Genomic DNA, 15,792 nt, shown 5'->3' with positions numbered 1-15,792 from the left:
CGCCGGAGCAATTCCGGAGGACTGGCTGTTTAACTTTATATATTGCCTTTGATAGTAACTATATGTTATTATCAATTCATAAATAGGAAAAGACTGGAAGTTTCGACAGTCTATAAGCTGGTGAAAGCTGAGGGGATGCAGGATGAAGAAATTTACGGGCAGATGGAATGCATTCGAATTAGCATGGCTGCTTTTATTTACCCTGGTCGCAGTCGGGTTCACGATAGCCTCCAAGGATTCTATATTCGGGTTTACCGTCTTTATTACAGGGGTGCTGTGCGTGGTACTTGCGGCTAAGGGAAGCCTGATGAGTTATGTATTCGGCATGTACAATACCGTAGGTTACGCTTATTTGGCTTATACGAATGGTTTGTTTGGAGAGGTCATGCTGAACGTATTTTTCTTCGTACCTATGAACGTCATCGGCTTCTACATGTGGAAAAATAACCGGCAGGACGGCAAGCTGTCCATGCGTCAGATGAAGCTTAAGGGACTGCTGCTTGTCTCGGCCGTCTGTGTGTTAAGCAGCCTGCTGCTCGGGCTGGGGCTATCGTTCATTCGCGGACAGAACTCGCCCTATATCGATGCCATTACAACAGTGCTGTCGATTGTGGCTACCTTTCTGATGGTCAGAAGATTCAAGGAACAATGGCTGGTCTATATTGTGCTCAATATGTTCACGGTAGTGCTCTGGGTAATTCGGATGCTGGAGGGCAGTGCAGACGGCCTGCTGATGATTGTGATGTGGAGCGCTTATTTGATCAACGCCGGTTATGGCTACTACAATTGGAATAAAGGAGCTAAAGGGGTGGCGGTATGAAGACACTCGGACTCACGCTCGGGAAGTTCGCCCCGCTGCATAAAGGCCACCAGTTCATGATTGAGACGGCGCTGCAGGAGGTCGATGAGCTGATTGTGGTGATCTACGAGACAACCGTCACCACGATTCCGCTTCATATCCGGGCGGGCTGGATTCGCAAGCTCTATCCGGCAGTCCGGGTGATTGAGGCCTGGGATGGGCCGGATGGCTACTCTAATGACCGGGAGCATGAGATCCGGGAGGAGCAGTATATCCTCGGTCTGCTGAAGGGTGAACAGGTGACCCATTTCTACTCCAGCGAGTTCTACGGCGAGCATATGAGCATTGCTTTGGGTGCGGTGGACCGGCGGGTTGATGAAGCCCGTAAACGGGTTCCGGTCTCGGCGACGATGGTGCGGTCCGAACCTTATAAACACCGGGAATTCGTGAGCGATTTCGTGTACCGCGATTTAATCACCAAGGTGGTGTTTGTGGGAGCGATGTCAACGGGCAAATCTACGATCACCGAAGCGTTGGCGCAGCGGTATGGGACTACATTTGCCAGCGAGTATGGGCGCGATTATTGGACCGAGCACCAGGTGGACCGCAGAATCAGCTTCGAGGCGTTCGACGAGATTGCAGCCGGGCATCTGGAGCGGGAGGAGAAGGCCCTGCTGGAAGCGAACCGTTACCTGTTCGTGGATACGAATGCGATTACCACGTACATGTTCGCCATGGATTATCATGGGCGGGCGCCGGAACGGTTAACGCGGATCGCGCTGGAGAACGCCCAGCGGTATGATTTGTTCTTCCTTTGCGACGATGATATTCCTTACGATGATACGTGGGACCGCAGCGGGGATCAGAAGCGGCATATATTTCACAAGCAGATTATTGCGGATTTGAAGCAGCGGCGGATTCCGTTTATTACGCTGCGGGGCAGCCTTGAGGAACGGATGCGCAAGGTAGACGAAGTCTTGGCGGAGTTCCGGCCTTACGATAATTATTTTGGCGGGCTGATCTGAGTAATTAAGATAAATAACCAAGGGGGTAAAGCTGGTGGACATAGTTGATCGCGATGGACTTACAGAACGGGAGTTTTTGGAACGATACCAGGTTGGGGATTACGAGCGGCCGTCGGTGGCAGCGGACATGGTGATTTTCACCGTAACCGATACGGAAGAAGATAACTATCGCAAGCTTCCGGACAAGGAGCTGCGCATTCTTCTCATTCGCCGGGGAGGGCACCCATTTCTGGGCAAATGGGCGCTGCCGGGAGGCTTCGTCCGGCCGGATGAGACGACGGAGCAGGCTGCGGCAAGGGAGCTGCGCGAGGAGACCGGCGTGGATAATGTTTATTTGGAGCAGCTGTATACGTTCAGCGATATTGGGCGTGACCCTCGCACCTGGGTGATGAGCTGCAGCTACATGGCGCTTATCAACAGCGACCAATTGAAGCTGAAGGCGGGAGACGATGCGGCTGAGGCCGCCTGGTTTAAAGTGACCTACCGGCTGCTTAGGGAGCGGAAGGACATGACCGAGGGAGGGCACATCAAGACATGGGAATATGAACTCAAGCTGAGTGCCGGAGAAGATGAGCTCACGGCGGTCGTGGAGCGAAAGGTGACAGTGAAGCGATCTTCAACGGAAACGGCTTATGCGATCGTGACCAATGAGGGGCTTGCTTTTGACCATGCCAAAATCATTGCCTACGCTATCGAACGTCTGCGCGGAAAGGTGAATTATACGGACCTCGCACTGCATCTGATGCCGGAGCTGTTCACCTTGACGGAGCTGCAGATGGTGTATGAGGTGATCCTGGATAAAGAGCTGCTGAAGGCTGCATTCCGCCGCAAGGTGACGGATCTGGTGGCCGAAACAGACCATTACACAGAGAATGCGGGGCACCGGCCATCCCGCTTGTATCGAAGAAATTGGGAGGAGACCTGATGATCTACAATATTGAGGAGTTAAGAAGGGCTTATAATGCGGGCGAAAAGTTCAAGTACGTGTTCTTCTGGGGGCATACTCCGCCAAAGGACGGAGGCGTAGACAAGAGCTGCTTCAGTCAGTGGTGGATGAGTCCGTTTGAGGTTGACGGCACGCTGTACTCCTGTGCCGAGCAGTTCATGATGGCGGAGAAAGCCCGGCTGTTCGGGGATGAGGAGATGCTGGAAGCGATTCTGAAGGCCAAACATCCCAAAGAGATGAAGGCTTATGGGCGTGCGGTCCGGAATTTTGACAAGGATATCTGGGATAAAGAATGCTACGGTATTGTCCTTAGAGGCAGTCTGGCCAAATTTTCACAGAATGAGGAGCTTGGGCGCTACCTAAGGTCAACGAAGAACCGCATTCTGGTTGAAGCCAGCCCACGGGACCGGATTTGGGGAATTGGGATGGGCCAGTCCAATCCGGACGCGGAGAATCCCGTGAAGTGGCGGGGGAGAAATCTGCTGGGCTTCGCGCTGAGCGAGGCCCGGGACGAGTTGATGAGGAAAGAAGGGACTGGAAATGAAGCGTAAAGGAATTGCCCAGGACACTCTGCGAATCCAGCAGATGGGCTTCTATGAATATGAGGGACGACGAGTTGAATTCGCCGCGGCGCAGAAGCATTCGGAGGAGAATAGCGAGCTGATCACTCCTGCACAGGGAGCGGAGCTCGTACGGAGCAGCGCTGAGCTGCCCCGGCTGCCGCAGACGGCCAGTTATTCCGTCGCCAATGAGGCAACGGTGAAGGCGGTCTTGGACTTTGCGACGGCAGGCAAGCCGCACGTTGGCGTGCTGAACTTCGCCAGTGCGAAGAACCCTGGAGGCGGGTTCCTGAACGGAGCCATGGCCCAGGAGGAGAGTATTGCCGCTTCCAGCGGGCTGTATGCAACTCAGCTGCGTAACGAGGGCTACTATAAAGCCAACCGGGCCTGCAAATCGATGATGTACACCGATCATGCCATCTATTCGCCGGACGTGGTATTTTTCCGTAATCCACGGTTTGACCTTATCGAGCAGCCTGTGACTGCCTCGGTCCTGACCCTGCCGGCTGTGAACTATGGGCAGGTTCTACTCAAAGGCGAGGACCCACAAGAGGCGGAATGTGTGATGAAGGACCGGATGCGGCTCGCCCTGGCGATATTTGCACATAAGGGCGATAAGAGTCTCATCCTGGGGGCTTATGGCTGCGGTGTATTCCGCAACGATCCGGTCAAGGTCGCCGGGTGGTGGCGCGAGCTGCTTGAGGATGAGGGCTTTGGGCTGCTGTTCTCCGAAATCCGGTTCGCGGTATTGGATAATTCCAGGGATGGTAAGACCATTCAGGCGTTTAAGGGGGCGTTTAATGACTGAGCATATTGGCAAAGGTCCAGGCAGATGCCATGTATAGAGAAGGAGAAATCGTGATGATTTCTCTTTTTTTTTCATATCGGGTAATTTATATAAAATGAACTTTAGAATATACCGATCTCAGCGGAGAGGACGAGTGATTCTGAAGAAGCGAAGCGTCCGCCTTTGTCTCCGAAATGCCCCTACTTGGATATTTATTTCAAGCATTTCGGAGACAACAGCGGCCTTAAAGAACACTCGGCATCGCAGCACCCGAGAAGTGTAACTTTCATAAGTTCATTTTATATGTCTTGCTTCAGGTTATTCATTCGCCATGCAGTATGATATGATAGCTTATATTCAAATCTTCAAATATTAGGGGAGAATACAATGATTCAGGAAGTCCCACAATTCAAATCTGAATTTTTCAAGGCCTTAGCACACCCATTAAGGATTCGAATACTTGAAATATTGTCGGAAAGCGACAAGACCGTGAATGAGATCCAGGCCATTCTGGGCAGTGAAGGTTCGGCGGTGTCGCAGCAGCTGGCCGTTCTCAGGAATAAGAACGTTGTTGTAGGGACCAAGTACGGAACATCGGTCATTTATTCATTAAGGGACCCCTTAATTAAGGACTTGTTAAAAGTAGCAAAGCAGATTTTTGATAATCATCTTATTGATACTATCACGTTGTTGGAGAACATCAAAAATGAATAACAAACCAGCTGTAATAAAGGGTTAATGGAGAGGTATTCGCCATGAAGCCCTTTTTTTCTTATACTCTGGGCGTTTATTAGGCAAAAGTGAAATTGACACCGTGTTACTTTGGATATATGATTCTACATATATTCAAATAATCAAATATTTATGAAGCGGTGAAGAAGAGCATGAGATTTAGCGGGAGATATGAAGGGTATAATGTAAAATCGTTGCAGAAGGACCTGATCTCAGGTTTGATTGTGGGAATTGTCGCCATTCCATTAGGAATGGCGTTTGCCATTGCATCTGGAGTCAAGCCGGAATATGGCTTATTTACGGTAATTGTAGCAGGTATATTAATTTCGCTGTTTGGCGGTTCCAAATTCCAAATTGGCGGACCGACCGGTGCGTTCATTCCGATTTTGTTCGGGATAGTAATGCAGTACGGTTATGATAACCTGCTTATTGCAGGATTCATGGCAGGAGTACTTATTTTCTTTATGGGAGTCTTTAAGCTTGGCGGAGTCATTAAATTTATTCCACGACCTGTTACGATTGGGTTCACAACCGGTATTGCGGTTACAATCTTCGCAGGGCAAATTGGGAATTTTCTTGGATTAACCGGCTTAAGCAAGCACGAGTCCTTTCTGGCTAATATGAAAGAGCTGGGCACTCATTTATATAGAACGAATATGTACAGTGTGTTAACCGCGGCCATCTGTTTAACAGCCCTTCTGCTTACACCGAGACTGCTTCCTAAGGTGCCTGGTTCACTTATGGGTTTACTTCTCTCCACCGTGGTGGCTTCCGTGTTCTTTCCCGATCAGGTGGCAACTATCGGTTCTACTTATGGGGCTATACCGAGGAGCCTGCCCAGTATCCACTTTCCCGCTATTACCCTTGAGAATATTCAGCATTTAATCAAACCTGCTTTTGTTATTGCCATGTTAGGTGGGATTGAATCCTTGCTGTCGGCTGTAGTCGCAGATGGAATGTCTGGAACGCGGCATAACAGCAACCGGGAGCTTATCGGTCAAGGGATAGCCAATATGATTACCCCGCTGTTTGGGGGAATTCCAGCCACAGGGGCTATTGCCAGAACCGCCACCAATATTAAGAGTGGTGCGGTATCACCCTTTTCCGGGATCATCCACGGTATTGTGGTGTTGATGGTGTTGTTCCTCTTTGCTCCATATGCCTCCCGTATCCCGCTTGCCAGTATGGCGCCTATCTTAATGATGGTAGCCTGGAATATGAGTGAACGCAAAGAGTTTGCCCACGTGCTAAGAACCAAGAGCGCTGAGTCGGCTGTTTTGGTTATCACCTTTGTTCTTACCGTCTTTACAGATTTAACTACGGCGGTTGAAGCCGGGTTGATCTTATCCGGGATCATCTTCGTAAAGCATATGAGTGAGCTTCTGACCACGGCCAAGGTTCTGCCTGATCCAAATAGCAGGAACGAAGAAGTGGCTGCCCATATGGTTCAGGAGCAGCATAATTGCCCCCAGATCAGTATATACACGGTTGAGGGGGCGTTGTTCTTCGGGGTGGCCAACATGTTTGAGAAGAGTATTATGGACGAGATTCATTACAAGCCTAAAGTGCTGATCCTCAAAATGAACAATGTGCCCTATATGGACAATACGGGTGAATCCAATTTGGCAAGCCTGGTGAAGCACTTTAAGAAGCACGGCGGCACATTGTTCATCTCCGAAATCCAGAATCAGCCGCGTCTGGTGCTAAGTAAGACAGGACTGGACGAATTGATCGGGCAGGAGCACTTTTTTGACAAAACAGGTGAGGCGATCAGCGCTGCCCTTACAAAAATTAACCACGGTCAATGCAGGGGGTGCAGGCATTTTGCATTCCATGAATGCCAGCAACTTGCCTCTTTAGATCCTAAGGAAAAGGCCAGATTAAATGGCTGGGCCCAGTTGAACAAATAGACCACTCCGGGGTTGGAGTGGTCTTCTCCTTTTTTTGGCAGTATTATATTTACTATATAAGATGAACTTTAGAACTTACCGATCACAGCGGAGAGGACGAGTGATTCTGAAGAAGCGGAGCGTCCGCCTTTGTCTCCGAAATGTCCCTACTTTGATATCTAATTCAAGGATTTCGGAGACAACAGCGGTCGTAAGAACACTCGGCATCGCAGCGCCCCAAAAGGGTAACCTTCATAAGTTCATTTTGTAAGGCCATTCTCAATCAAAGTGGTGATTATATTGAAACCTACATATCAGGAAATCGATGATGTACTGGAGAAGATGCAAGTAGCTTTGAAAATAGCAAGGGAGCAGGAGCCTGACTTCTACGCCAAGTATCCTATGGAGCTGCGAACTGAAGCTGAAGATGAGGATATACGTGTGGCCACCCGCGAGTGGAGCCTGCCGGAGGAATATTTGTACTTCTTGAAGCACTACGCCCCGAAATCGGTATCCTGGAGCACGGACGAATATATCAACCTGGACATTTACGGCGCCAAGGATCTGATCGGGGGACAGTCGGGCTACAATTATAATCATGTTACGGATGAACCTATCACAGATTGGCCGAAGGATTATCTCGTCATCGCCTCGGATGAAGGCGATCCGTATTGTATCGATCTCTCCCGGGGGGATACGGTTATTTATACGGCGGAGCATGGAGCGGGGACTTGGGATTTCTCCGTTGCTTATGATAATCTCACCGAGTTTCTTCATAGTGTCCTGCGGCCTCGTAGCATCGAGGACGAGGAGTGGGAAATGGACAAAGATGAGCAGTACAATTATTATAAAGTGTTTATCACGGGTCCAGGCACTGACAAGATCAAGACCCTGGTGTTCATCAAAAAAGTATTTTCCTGCGATTATGCCCAGGCCAAGGCTCATTTGGAGACAGTGCCTTTGCTCGTGTATAAGGGCATTGACCGGGGGGCTGCTAACATCGAAGTCCAGCTTAAAGGCATCGGGGCAGATTATGAATCCCGCCAAATTAGTTGGGATGAGTTTATAGGGGGATAGACAGAACCAGAAACTAGAGACTTATCTGCAAAAAAGAAGCGCCCTCGTTCACACGAGGGCGTTTTTCTGCAAATAGGCCTCTAAAGCCCAGGTTATTCCCACTCGAAAGTAGACCTTAATCCACTTAACATTAAGTTTAGTGTAGATGCTTATGTTTATTATAGAACCTCCACTGACTCCTGAATTTGTCTAGAAACCCCCGATGTTTCCTGTCCTGGTCTACCAGCCGCAAATATCTCATAAGCAGGCGGTACCTTTGTTCATCATCGTGGCTAAGCTTATGCATTTCGTTAAGAATATCGTCGGTCCGCAAGTCTTTCCACCTCCTTGAAGCCTTTTTATTCTAAACTACAAAACTCGACAAAATCTGAAAAAGCTGAACAAACATAGAAGAAACGCCCTTGTTCATACGAAGGGCGTTTCTTCAAGTATTAAATCTCTAGATATTCGGCTTAATGAGCCTCCATCTCTCTATTCTCCCAGAGACATTGACTTTGGATACTTCACTTCCGGGTATTCCTGATTCGGACCAGCAAGGAGCGTACTCTTCATTCCGCGTAAATGCTGGTTGAAGAATTCAAGCACATAGCGGTTTACGAGCGCCGCTCCCCTGGTGCCACTGATGCTTCCCGTCATGCCGATTTTACTAATAAGCGGCGAGTACAGCTGAAGATCGGTGAAGTTGTAATGTCCCGTTCCCTCGACATAAACGACTTTGCCGCCGCCCTGCTGGGTTGCCCGGTCGATCAGTTTGAGCTCCAGTTCCCGGTTCTTTAAGACTGTGTCGAACTGCTGACGCGTAAATTTGAGCGCCTTCAGCTCCTCATCTGTGATCGGGGTCTTGCGGAATTTCGCTTGCTCCGCGTTCACTTTAGCAAAATCCCCCGATTCCATGAACATAAACGGCTTTTTCATGTCGTCCCGGCCTTTTGTCTCGAATATCGTGCCATCCATATTGATGCCTGCTTTGATACGCGGGTTCGAATACACGGCTTCGAACGCGGTCGCCCCGCCGAAGGAATGACCCATCATGCCGATGTTATTCATATCCAGCCTCCCTTTGAATATGCTGGCAATGGCGCCCGTATTGAGCTTCTCCAATTGGTCCACGATGAATGAGATGTCCTTATTCCACACCTGAAGGATGGCGTGGCTGTCCTCATAAAACCTCTCTGAAGACTGATTCGTCAGAAAACCGGTTACCCGGCCGTCCGGGAAGGCAGTCGCAACTGTGCTGTAGGTATGGTCGACAGCGAATACAATATAGCCATGGCTGGCCAGGTTCTCGGCCTGGGACGTATGCAGAATCCTGCCAACCCCCATGCCATGAGACAGCAGCACTACCGGGTACGGCGTGCCCGCAGGACGTATCCCCGCACCCGTGTAGGCATTGGCCTTGAAGTATTTCCAGTAGTCAAAAGCAGCTGCGGGAAGCTTCATATAGCCGGAGTAACCCTGCGTATAAGCCTGGAACACCTTCGGGTCCTCCGGGAACACCGGGCGCGGTCCCGACCCACCGGATTCTGCAGCAGGGTACCATACTTGGACCATAAGCTCCCGCTTGTCCCCCTTCTGCTTAGTGAAGATCTCTTCCCGGCTGTTATCGACAAAGCGAAGAGTCTCCGTTCCTACCCTGAACTCACCGGTTGGCTTTGGCAGCTGAAAGACCGGCAGCAGCAGCGACAAGGCAACCGAGCCGCCGAGCAGCAATACGAATAGGGATGATACAGTGTAGCGAACCGTCTTGCCAGCCTTCCTTCGTTTGAATAAGGCGGCGATAACAAGCACAACGGCAACGGCATAAGCCGGAATCATCTGCCACCGGTAACCCTCAAACAACAGCTGAGCGGCCAACAATGCACCACAGGTGATACCGGTTATTATCCCGGCCATCCGGTTCGCTTCCTTGCGAAGCAGCAGCACGATCATTACTGCGGCGCAGGCTGTAACTAATAACATTTCAAATACTCGCATTCGTCACGCTCCCTTTACTCTCTGAATGTTACTTATCGTAACAATCCTGGGTTAAAATGAAGGAGGGATCTTGATTAAAATTGGTTTAATATGGGTGGGGGGTTCACATGCAGATTAGGAAATTCCAGGACTACGATATTGATCAAATTGTTACTCTATTCTATGAGACGGTACATACGGTGAATAAGAAAGATTACTCCCAGGAGCAGCTTGATGCTTGGGCTTCCAAGGCAGAGGAGCCGCAGCGGCGGGAGAGCTGGCGGAAGTCCTTGGGCAGCCATATTTCTTATGTGGCTGAGCGGGACGGGCGAATCGTGGGATTTACGGACATGACCACGGAGGGTTACCTCGACCGGCTGTTCGTACATAAAGACTACCAAGGGCAAGGCATTGCCGCGGCTCTGGTGGATACACTGGAGAGCGAGGCCGTGACATTGGGGCTAGCCGAAGTTGAGACAGAGGCAAGCGTTACTGCAAAGCCTTTTTTCGAAGCAAAAGGATACAAAGTGATGCAGCCCCAGATCGTGGAACGTAAGGGGATTTCTTTGCGGAATTACCGGATGAAGAAGCTTCTGAACACGCCCGACTAAGAGAGGGGTACGGAAGTCTGATAGAGGCTGGCCGCACGTAACGGATGTATTTGGGTTTGAATTCCAAAATCAGGTGTGTTACCATGGTGTTAATTTTAAGACAGGAGCTGAAGAGCATGTAATTATTCTTGCGAATCCCAATAAAACAGTCATAGCGGTGTTATCGCCCATGTTTTATTTGTGATGCAAGAAGATTACTCTCTCTAAGGCTCTGTCAATATATCCTTATCTAACCCTGTAGGGTTGGATTTGCTGTATTTATTTTGAGCTGCGGGAAGGTAACTTCTTGCGGCTTTTATTTTTTTATGTACAGGAGGATATAGACCATGGCCTTGATTCAAGTAAGCAACCTGACATTTGCCTATGAGGGCAGTTACGATAATATTTTTGAGGATGTCAGCTTTCAACTTGATACCGATTGGAAGCTGGGTTTCACCGGAAGGAACGGCAGAGGGAAGACCACTTTTATGAATCTGCTGTTGGGTAAATATGATTACAGCGGACATATCTCATCGAGTGTCAGCTTTGAGTATTTCCCATTCCATGTTGAGAATAAGGAAGAGAACACACTGGATGTAATCAGCGGTATTATTCCAGACTTTGCGCACTGGGAGCTTCTGCGCGAGCTGAGCTGGCTGAAGGTATCCGAGGATGTGCTGTACCGTCCATTTCAGACCTTGTCGAATGGCGAACAGACCAAGGTGCTGCTGGCTGCCCTGTTTCTGAAAGAGAATAGCTTCCTGCTTATTGATGAGCCCACCAACCATCTGGATATGCATTCCCGTAAGCTGGTCAGCGACTATCTGAATACGAAGAACGGCTTTATTCTGGTATCCCATGACCGTGCGTTTCTGGACAATTGTGTAGACCACATTCTGTCGATTAACAAGACCCATATCGATATCCAGAAAGGCAACTTCACCGATTGGTGGGAGAACAAGATGAGGCAGGATCAGTATGAGCTTGCCGAGAATGAGAAGCTGAAGAAGGATATCCATCGTCTGTCGGAAGCAGCGAAAAGAACGGGCGGCTGGTCTCACGAGGTGGAGAAAACCAAGAATGGAACGAGAAATTCCGGTTCCAAGGTAGATAAGGGATATGTTGGACATAAGGCTGCGAAGATGATGAAGCGCTCTAAGTCTATGGAGAACAGGCAGCAGTCGGCTATAGAGGAGAAGTCCAAGCTGCTGAAAAATATCGAAAGCTCCGAGAGCTTGAAGATCTCCCAGCTGGTCTATCCCAAGAAGCAGCTGGCCGAGCTTAAGCAGGTTGCCGTTTATTATGGGGATCGGCAGGCGAGCCCGGAGATCAGCTTTGCGATTGAGCAGGGGGACCGGATTGCCCTGTCAGGCCGGAACGGCACCGGGAAGTCCAGCATTCTGAAGCTGATCTGCGGCGAGCCTATTAGCTATACCGGGCAGCTCAGCGTTGGGAGCCAGCTCAAGATTTCCTATGTGTCTCAGGATACCTCGCATTTGCAGGGCAATCTGACCGATTATGCAAGAGAGCACGGAATTGAGGAGAGCCTGTTTAAGGCGATCCTTAGAAAGCTGGATTTCTCAAGATTGCAGTTTGAGAAGGACATGTCGTCCTTCAGCGGCGGGCAGAAGAAGAAGGTGCTGATCGCCAAGAGTCTGTGCGAGCAGGCCCATCTGCACATCTGGGATGAGCCGCTGAATTTCATTGATGTCATCTCCCGGATGCAGATTGAGGAGCTGCTGTTGGAGCACGCGCCAACCCTGCTCTTTGTGGAGCATGACCGTGAGTTCTGTACGAATATCGCCACCAAGGTGATTGAACTCTAGCTTGATCTGAACTAAATAGTGAACTAAGGGGGGCTTGAGATTCAGGAGAAGCCCCTTTAGTTTTTTTCTCGGTTCAAAGAGAAATGGGGGCAGCGGTATAAAGAATTGCCGAATCGCGCGGCTTACAGCAAGGACCTGAGCTCGCGTTGATATTTGCTGAATTGCGCTGAGGTGACGATAAGCGGCTTGGCAGAACGAATCCCGCCGATTCGGATATTTCGGACCACATGATAAGGAGCGCATAAAAGCGCATACAAGAGGCGGGCATCTGAAGCGCTTAATTGGCGGTGTCTCTGATAATAGTCAATCGAGCGAAGCATCCTGACCCCGTTCCAGCCGCAATTTCGGTGAAGCAGATGGGACAAGTCTTTCATTCTTGTATGAAGAGAAGTATTATCGAAGTCAATTAAATGCAGCTTCCCCCTAGGGCTTTTAATTAAATTCGGATAATTGTAATCACCATGGATAAAGGCGGAGGTTTCTTGTTCCGCCCGGATGGCTTCCAGAGACTGAGGCTGCTGTAAGAAATCCGCCACTTCCTCACAACGGCTTGCTAAATGCCGGGTCTCTTTGTATTGGCTGAGCAGTTGCTGATAATCCGAAATTTCGCTGCCCAGTCCCCAGTACCGGATTCTTGACTCGGGAGCTTCCGTAATGGGAAACCCGTTAGCCATGGAATGGAATTTGGCCAGGGTTCGAAGCCCGTTCCTGAAGTCCCTTCTTTTTGTGAAAATCGGCCTTTGTCCAACAACCCAATTCGTTAAGGTGTACAGGTTTCCCTCATAAGTCATGTAGAGGGACTGTTCTACCGTAGGGTATACTTTTTGCCCGCGTGTAAATCCCTTCTCTGCCATGAAAGTGAACATCCGGGTAATGAATCGGACTTCTTCCTCGGGGAAGGCGTATCCTTTTAAACAATAGACCTTATCCGAAGTCCGAAGCTTATACACGTCTTTGACTTGCTGGATATCCTTAATTTTTAGCCCATATTGTTGTTCTACCCGTAACTTGAGGGACATCCTTTAGTTCACTTCCCTTTATTAATTTGACCAATCTGCAAGCAGCTTCATGGCATCCAACCGGAGAGGCCAAGTTTGTTCCAGGATGCGCAGCATTTCCTGACTTCGCTTGCCTTTGGAGGATCGGATAGCCTGCCAAGCCTCCCGGGGCAATCCATATAAGCAATAAATCAATTTGCGCTGAGCCCGCTCTAAGGGGTTAACCTCTTCATACCCTTTCAACAGCGCCAGAATGAAATCGGGATTGAACTGGGTCGTGTTCATAAGAGCTTTGGCGATATCCACATAAGGTGAACCTACCTTGATATGGTCCCAATCGATGATAAAAAGCTGATTTTCCCCCGAAATAATGACGTTAGGGGAGGTAATATCGTTGTGGATCAGTGCCGGACGGCTCCGCTCTCTTTTCAGAAGACCAACAAGCTCTGGACTTTTTAAAATAGCCCATGCCCGATCCGAGAGACGCGTACAGGTCTTTCCGTATTTCTTGAGCCATCGGCGGTTCCGGCCACCCGGCTGTAATGCTTGGGCCATTCGTTTTCGGAAGAGTTGGTCCTTCACCTGCCATAACCGAATCTGCTCAAGTGTGGGAGAACCTTTCGTGCGGAGGCCAAGGCCGGGAGTCAGATGGAGCGTCGCAAGGGCCCGGCCTAATTGCTCGAAATCCTCAGGTTTCTCCATACCTCTGCCCGAAATCCATGTGGTCATATAGAAGGGTCTGCCATGGCTTAAAGTCCACAGTTTCCCGGAACGGGTGGTGAGCCATTTAGGCATGTGGCTGAAGCCGCTGTCTGCCAGAAGCTTTACATATTTGGCGGTTGTTCCTATTTGGTGAACCGCACTTGAGCCGAGGGACGGCTGGCGGAGAAAGGGCTTAACTGCATAGGTTCCACTTTGCGTGTGTATCTTGAACACTGCGTTCCTCCGGTATAAGGAAGAGACCGGCTCCGAGCGGAGTGGGATCAGGCCGTAGCGGCCGGTAATTTCGCGGATTTGGCGTTTAGTGTAGGAATCCTTCATAGGCAACCTCGATTCATTGAAGAAGTTTAAGGATGAACAATCACGAGAGCGGGGGCTTTTGGTTAGGTTATTCACTTAGGGCCATACATGTATGGTCTAACGTCATATGAGGGATTTATTTTGACAGTTCGTAAACGCAAAAAGGCTTCGCAGATGGAATCCCTCTGCAAAGCCATTTTTTCTGGAAGGGGAGGCTCTATGTCACTTGCCCGGTCGGTTAATAGGCCTTAGGAGGATTGAAGCTGCCTATTCCTTTTAATTTATAGTCAAAAAACTTCAAGATCAGCGCATTCTCCGTTTCAATGCAGAAATACTTATCGATCTTTGCGCTTCCACGTTGAAGTTGATTGGCAAGGAATGGTGAGAACAAAGGCAAGTCCGTAAGACTTAAATGCTTGGCCCCTTGAAAATGAACGGTATACATCTCTGCGGTGTTCTGATCCGCGGCTTGGTTGGCCGCATAGATGGTGTTTCTGCCCAGCTGCTTCCACACATCGTCGGAATAGATATTGAGAAGTGGTGTGGTGTAACGTCTGCCGCTTGCCGCGAAGTCATCCGCTGCTTTATTGTAGACAAGCTCACTGAACATCGGCGCATCAATATTGACCACTGCGCTGATATCTGAACGCTCTCTCCCAAGCCACATACTCGCCGTGCCGCCCATGGAGTGGCCAAACACCCCGATTTTACTTGTATTGATCAGCTTATAGAGGCTGTCCGTGTCACTGCTGGTTTTTTCAAGTATAGTATCGATTACAAAATCCATATCATCCGCACGCAGCTTCATCCATTTTTGGAATAATCCATAAACCTCTTTGTTTGTATAAACTCCATCGGTATTGGCATTTTGGAATTCCTGCAAGAATCCCTTATCCGCAAGCGTCACCTTCCCATCGTCGGATACGGTATAGAAGGAATGATAAGGATGGTCGATAGAGACTACAACATAACCGTGGCTGGCCAGCTCGGTATATGTTGAGCTGTTGCTGGACTTAATCCCGAACGCTCCGTGTGAGAATACTAGAAGTGGATAGGTTCCGTTAGCGTTCTTAGGGTACCAGAACTCCACGTTGACGAACCGGTTCCCCGCGTGGGTGAAGGGGTCCACCCGCTTTTTGTCCGTATAAGTGTAGGATGCGGTTGCAACTTCGTACGGTCCTGTGACTTTAGGTGATTTATATTGTGGGAAGATAAGTACGGGTGCAAAAGCGAGTGTCAGCACCAAAATCATCAGGACGGTTTTAACCACAGTTCGGGAGGCTTGGTATGTCCGTTCAAGAGCCGATTTGCGAAGGAGCGAGACCACAGCGGGTATGGCAAGTACCAGCAGCAGAACCGCGGGCAGAACCCAGCGGAAGCTCCAGACAATGATTGCAGATAGGATAAGCAGACCAAAGATTAAAAATTCGGCGACTCTGAGCCAGCCTTTAAACCTTTTATGATTTTGTTTTGTGATGATACACCATGCGGCAAGAGCAATCTCAATGATTAGCGCAGCAAAAAATAATAACGTTCCCATGATGGCGACTCCCTTTCTTCTCATATGGTTCTTAGTGATGAAGTCATCAT

The 15,792-nt window shown here is 49.4% G+C and carries 14 protein-coding genes; 10 read left to right on the top strand and 4 right to left on the bottom strand.

Translation table 11 applies throughout. From position 1 onward, the window contains the following. Window positions 1-142 precede the first annotated feature (142 nt). The 8 genes from pnuC to KJS63_RS12105 all read left to right on the top strand — a co-directional run bounded on the left by pnuC (window position 143) and on the right by KJS63_RS12105 (window position 7,815). The gene (gene pnuC, locus KJS63_RS12140; protein WP_213619365.1) at window positions 143-820 is read left to right on the top strand and encodes a nicotinamide riboside transporter PnuC; all 678 of its coding nucleotides are present in this window, start codon (window positions 143-145) and stop codon (window positions 818-820) included. Beyond that, on the top strand, window positions 817-1,824 hold the full coding sequence (locus tag KJS63_RS12135) for an AAA family ATPase (protein ID WP_213619364.1): 1,008 nt from the start codon (window positions 817-819) through the stop codon (window positions 1,822-1,824). Before pnuC ends, KJS63_RS12135 begins: the two co-directional genes overlap by 4 nt. A 34-nt stretch (window positions 1,825-1,858) precedes the next feature. Further along, window positions 1,859-2,749 (top strand): NUDIX hydrolase, encoded by an 891-nt coding sequence (locus tag KJS63_RS12130; RefSeq protein WP_213619363.1) that lies wholly within the window; start codon window positions 1,859-1,861, stop codon window positions 2,747-2,749. Then, a complete protein-coding gene (locus KJS63_RS12125; protein ID WP_213619362.1) occupies window positions 2,749-3,321 on the top strand; it encodes a riboflavin biosynthesis intermediates N-glycosidase in 573 nt (190 codons plus the stop codon). The genes KJS63_RS12130 and KJS63_RS12125 overlap by 1 nt, the downstream gene beginning before the upstream one ends. Beyond that, window positions 3,311-4,138 carry a TIGR02452 family protein gene (locus tag KJS63_RS12120; RefSeq protein WP_213619361.1) on the top strand — a complete coding sequence of 276 codons (828 nt, stop codon included), beginning with the start codon at window positions 3,311-3,313 and terminating at the stop codon, window positions 4,136-4,138. The genes KJS63_RS12125 and KJS63_RS12120 overlap by 11 nt, the downstream gene beginning before the upstream one ends. A 366-nt stretch (window positions 4,139-4,504) precedes the next feature. Next, window positions 4,505-4,831, top strand: coding sequence for an ArsR/SmtB family transcription factor (locus tag KJS63_RS12115; RefSeq protein ID WP_213619360.1), 327 nt, complete (start codon window positions 4,505-4,507; stop codon window positions 4,829-4,831). 170 nt (window positions 4,832-5,001) lie between these two features. Continuing rightward, window positions 5,002-6,759 (top strand): SulP family inorganic anion transporter, encoded by a 1,758-nt coding sequence (locus tag KJS63_RS12110; protein ID WP_213619359.1) that lies wholly within the window; start codon window positions 5,002-5,004, stop codon window positions 6,757-6,759. A gap of 270 nt (window positions 6,760-7,029) precedes the next feature. Further along, a complete protein-coding gene (locus KJS63_RS12105; RefSeq protein ID WP_244862599.1) occupies window positions 7,030-7,815 on the top strand; it encodes an SMI1/KNR4 family protein in 786 nt (261 codons plus the stop codon). A 471-nt stretch (window positions 7,816-8,286) separates the two neighbouring features. Here the strand turns inward: KJS63_RS12105 and KJS63_RS12100 are convergent, their stop codons facing one another. Then, window positions 8,287-9,789: an alpha/beta hydrolase family protein gene (locus KJS63_RS12100; RefSeq protein ID WP_213619358.1), complete on the bottom strand. Its 1,503-nt coding sequence runs from the start codon at window positions 9,787-9,789 to the stop codon at window positions 8,287-8,289. Between the two features lie 107 nt (window positions 9,790-9,896). On the opposite strand from KJS63_RS12100, the gene KJS63_RS12095 reads away from it, so the two are divergent. Continuing rightward, the gene (locus tag KJS63_RS12095; RefSeq protein ID WP_213619357.1) at window positions 9,897-10,379 is read left to right on the top strand and encodes a GNAT family N-acetyltransferase; all 483 of its coding nucleotides are present in this window, start codon (window positions 9,897-9,899) and stop codon (window positions 10,377-10,379) included. A gap of 326 nt (window positions 10,380-10,705) precedes the next feature. Then, entirely contained in the window at window positions 10,706-12,184 is a 1,479-nt protein-coding gene (locus tag KJS63_RS12090; RefSeq protein ID WP_213619356.1) for an Lsa family ABC-F type ribosomal protection protein, read from the top strand. A 122-nt stretch (window positions 12,185-12,306) separates the two neighbouring features. On the opposite strand, the gene KJS63_RS12085 is transcribed toward KJS63_RS12090, so the two are convergent. The 3 genes from KJS63_RS12085 to KJS63_RS12075 form a co-directional block, all read right to left on the bottom strand. Further along, complete coding sequence (locus tag KJS63_RS12085) at window positions 12,307-13,203, bottom strand: phosphotransferase (RefSeq protein ID WP_213619355.1); 897 nt, start codon at window positions 13,201-13,203, stop codon at window positions 12,307-12,309. Window positions 13,204-13,224: 21 nt separating this feature from the next. Further along, window positions 13,225-14,223, bottom strand: coding sequence for a phosphotransferase (locus KJS63_RS12080; protein ID WP_213619354.1), 999 nt, complete (start codon window positions 14,221-14,223; stop codon window positions 13,225-13,227). A gap of 217 nt (window positions 14,224-14,440) precedes the next feature. Beyond that, on the bottom strand, window positions 14,441-15,742 hold the full coding sequence (locus KJS63_RS12075; RefSeq protein ID WP_213619353.1) for an alpha/beta hydrolase family protein: 1,302 nt from the start codon (window positions 15,740-15,742) through the stop codon (window positions 14,441-14,443). Between the last annotated feature and the right edge of the window lie 50 nt (window positions 15,743-15,792).

The organism is Paenibacillus sp. J22TS3, assembly GCF_018403205.1.
GTDB lineage: Bacteria > Bacillota > Bacilli > Paenibacillales > Paenibacillaceae > Fontibacillus > Fontibacillus tuaregi.
The sequence above is the reverse complement of the archived record's forward strand: the minus strand, read 5'-3'. Positions and strand labels throughout refer to the sequence as shown.

What these genes read in the sequence shown, in the direction of transcription:
- pnuC (WP_213619365.1), top strand. Translation starts at nt 143, where the DNA reads ATGAAGAAATTTACGGGCAGATGGAATGCATTCGAATTAGCATGGCTG.
- KJS63_RS12135 (WP_213619364.1), top strand. Translation starts at nt 817, where the DNA reads ATGAAGACACTCGGACTCACGCTCGGGAAGTTCGCCCCGCTGCATAAA.
- KJS63_RS12125 (WP_213619362.1), top strand. Translation starts at nt 2,749, where the DNA reads ATGATCTACAATATTGAGGAGTTAAGAAGGGCTTATAATGCGGGCGAA.
- KJS63_RS12120 (WP_213619361.1), top strand. Translation starts at nt 3,311, where the DNA reads ATGAAGCGTAAAGGAATTGCCCAGGACACTCTGCGAATCCAGCAGATG.
- KJS63_RS12115 (WP_213619360.1), top strand. Translation starts at nt 4,505, where the DNA reads ATGATTCAGGAAGTCCCACAATTCAAATCTGAATTTTTCAAGGCCTTA.
- KJS63_RS12110 (WP_213619359.1), top strand. Translation starts at nt 5,002, where the DNA reads ATGAGATTTAGCGGGAGATATGAAGGGTATAATGTAAAATCGTTGCAG.
- KJS63_RS12100 (WP_213619358.1), bottom strand. Translation starts at nt 9,789, where the DNA reads ATGCGAGTATTTGAAATGTTATTAGTTACAGCCTGCGCCGCAGTAATG.
- KJS63_RS12095 (WP_213619357.1), top strand. Translation starts at nt 9,897, where the DNA reads ATGCAGATTAGGAAATTCCAGGACTACGATATTGATCAAATTGTTACT.
- KJS63_RS12090 (WP_213619356.1), top strand. Translation starts at nt 10,706, where the DNA reads ATGGCCTTGATTCAAGTAAGCAACCTGACATTTGCCTATGAGGGCAGT.
- KJS63_RS12085 (WP_213619355.1), bottom strand. Translation starts at nt 13,203, where the DNA reads ATGTCCCTCAAGTTACGGGTAGAACAACAATATGGGCTAAAAATTAAG.
- KJS63_RS12080 (WP_213619354.1), bottom strand. Translation starts at nt 14,223, where the DNA reads ATGAAGGATTCCTACACTAAACGCCAAATCCGCGAAATTACCGGCCGC.
- KJS63_RS12075 (WP_213619353.1), bottom strand. Translation starts at nt 15,742, where the DNA reads ATGGGAACGTTATTATTTTTTGCTGCGCTAATCATTGAGATTGCTCTT.